At 66.9% G+C, this 2,605-nt stretch carries 3 protein-coding genes; all 3 read right to left on the bottom strand.

Annotation, left to right across the window (positions count from 1 at the left end):
* Nucleotides 1-17: 17 nt before the first annotated feature.
* Nucleotides 18-242, bottom strand: a complete 225-nt coding sequence (locus MTBUT4_RS14150) for a hypothetical protein (RefSeq protein WP_173980337.1) — start codon at nucleotides 240-242, stop codon at nucleotides 18-20.
* Nucleotides 243-311: 69 nt separating this feature from the next.
* Nucleotides 312-1,064, bottom strand: coding sequence for a complement resistance protein TraT (traT, locus tag MTBUT4_RS14145; RefSeq protein WP_173980336.1), 753 nt, complete (start codon nucleotides 1,062-1,064; stop codon nucleotides 312-314).
* Nucleotides 1,061-2,572, bottom strand: a complete 1,512-nt coding sequence (locus MTBUT4_RS14140; protein WP_173980335.1) for a S1C family serine protease — start codon at nucleotides 2,570-2,572, stop codon at nucleotides 1,061-1,063. The genes traT and MTBUT4_RS14140 overlap by 4 nt, the downstream gene beginning before the upstream one ends.
* Nucleotides 2,573-2,605: the final 33 nt, after the last annotated feature.

Below are 2,605 nucleotides of genomic sequence, written 5' to 3'. Positions count from 1 at the left end.
TCGGCGGGGCCAAGCCCCTACGTGGCGTTGCTTTCCATCACCAGGATGGTCATGCCCTTCTCGCGGAAGCGGTCCAGCAACTGGTCCATGGGCAGCGCCATCTTCTCCTCGCGCTGGGCGTCGGGCGGCATCCGCACCGGAATGCCGTGATCCTGCAGCAGCTTGGCGAAGGCCGCCTCGAGGGTGGTCTTGCCCGAATGCTCGGGCGCGGTGAAGGTGACGATGACGGTGTGATTGAGCATGGACCTGCCCCCCTGCGAAGAACCCGTCGGGGGAGTATAGTCCGGAACCCGCCTCCTGTCACAAAACTGTCATACCAGGCTGATCAGCGAGCGGATCTGGCGCTGGCGGATGTCCTCGGCCATGTCCAGCTGGCTGACCGAGCGGCCGCCGCCGTAATTGGAAATCAGCACCCGGTGGACCTTGGTGAAGCTGCCGTAGCCGCTTTCCTCCCAATCCTCGATGCGCGGGCTGCCGTCGAAGGTGACGACCCGGCGCGGCTTGGTGGCGTTGCGCCGTACCGCGAAGGTGGCCTCGGTGACCACCACGTAGATGTGGTCGGCGGTGAAATAGCTGGCCAGCGTCCCCAGCGCAGCCCCCGCCGCCATGCCGACCGAGGCCCCGGTCACCGCGCCGTAGCCGGAGACGTGGCCGGCGACGCCGCCGGCCACCGCACCGGCGGCGGCCCCCAGGAAGCCGAACTGGGCGGTGATATCGACGTCGTATTGCTGGCTGCGGATGACGTTGAGGTCGATCTTGAGCCCGAAATCGGTACCGTCCGAGGCCTCGTAGCCCTTGGCGAGATAGCCCTGCATCAGCGTGTCGCGGGTGCCGTCCAGATCCCACACCGGATCGCCCGACATGTTGCGCAGGGACAACTTCAGGCGGCGGTTGGGATAGAGCTGGGCATCGGTGAACACCGAATTGTCCGAGCGCATGCCGTACATGCGGTCGGTCCGGGAATCGACCACCATGTCGCCCATGTTGCGCCGCTGGCAGGCCCCCACCGCCAGGGCCAGGCCGCCGGCCAGGAAAAGACGTCGGTCGAAGGACATGGCGGTCATTCTCCCCTCAGGCTCTCGTCAAGGAAACGCTTGGCTTCGGAATAATGCAGGGCGAAGTTGAGGCCGGGTGCGGGCACCATCACAACTCCACCTTCTCCCATGGATTCGCGCTGCTGGCCCCACGAATTGATCCCGACCACCTTGTCTCCCTTGAACAGCGGGCCGCCGGAATTGCCCGGATTGATGTTGGCGTCGGTCTGGATGAACAGCACCGGTCTCGCCCTCTGCCTTTGCGCCACGTTGCTGCCTTCGGCCTTGCGGATGGCGCTGACGACGCCGCGGGTGATCGAAAACAGCCGGCTCTGGGGATGACCGATGGCGTCGACCCGATCGCCCGGCATTAGCCCCTTGCCTTCAAAGAACTCGACCGGGCGGCCGCGGTCCTGGACCTTGACCAGAGCGAGGTCGAGGCGGACGTCCTTGGCGATCACCTGGCCGAAGGTCTCGCGCCGGTCGTAGAAGCGCATTTCGACGATGGGGCGGCTTTCGACCACGTGCCAGTTGGTCATCACGATGTTGGAGCGCACGAAGAAGCCGGTCCCCAAGCTGCCGGGCGTATAGACGACGACCACGCTGTCGAAGCGGGGATCGTTGAGCGGGCGGTTGTCGTAGGTCTCGGCATTGGCGCGGAGGGAGGCGCTGGTGCGGTCGCGGGCCACCTGGCGCAGCAACTCCTCCAGCGCCACCAGGGGCTGGGACGGCGCTGCGGCGGCCTGGTCGAGGACCTGGGACAGCGGGATCACCACCGCCGCCCGCTCCCAGTCGCGCAGCTGGCGCTCCGACGCCACGTCGCCCCGGACCATCGACTGTTCGGGATCGGTGGGGTCCATGTCGTAGGCCAGGGTGAACTGCTCGCGCTCGACCACGTCGAACACGCCCTTGACGGACCGCTTCTTCACCCGGTCGACCACGAAGTAGTTGACGGTCAGCGCCTTGGCGCCCTCCACATGGGCCAGCTTGTAAGCGTAGTTGCCGTAGACGGGCTGCTCGATGTAGCGGGGCGTGGTGACCAGCTTCTGCTGAGCGTCCTCGGCCATCTTGACCAGCTTGGCGTGGCCGGGGGCGCGCTCCAACTTGGCCGAGGCGGAATCCAGCTGCTTGATGGCGCGCATATAGGCCGGGTTGTCGGTCTTGTTGACGCCGACGATGCGGCGCGACGCCTTGTCCTTCATGTCGCGGACCTTGCGCGAGACCTTGGCCAGGGCGACGTCGAAGATGACGACGAAGCGCCCGGTGTCCTCGACCGAGGCCGACAGGGCGGCGCTGATGTCGCGCGGCTGGGCGTCCAGCGGCAGGTCGATGCCGACGCTGAAGGGAAAGTCGATGTCGCCCTCGATGCGCAGCAATTGGCGCGAGGTCGCCTCGACCAGGGTCACCTTGGCGATGTCGGGGCTGGCCTCGCCGGCGGCGCGGGCGGCGGCCAGCAGCGCCGGCAGGTCGCCCTCGTCGGCCGCAGCCGGAACGGCAGCAGCCCACAGCAGCGCCACCGCGGCCACCAACACCGTCATCAAATGCATATGAACGCGGCGCGTTGACATGTC

It is taken from the genome of Magnetospirillum sp. UT-4, assembly GCF_902729435.1.
In the GTDB taxonomy this organism is placed as follows: Bacteria; Pseudomonadota; Alphaproteobacteria; order Rhodospirillales; family Magnetospirillaceae; genus Magnetospirillum.
The sequence above is the reverse complement of the archived record's forward strand: the minus strand, read 5'-3'. Positions and strand labels throughout refer to the sequence as shown.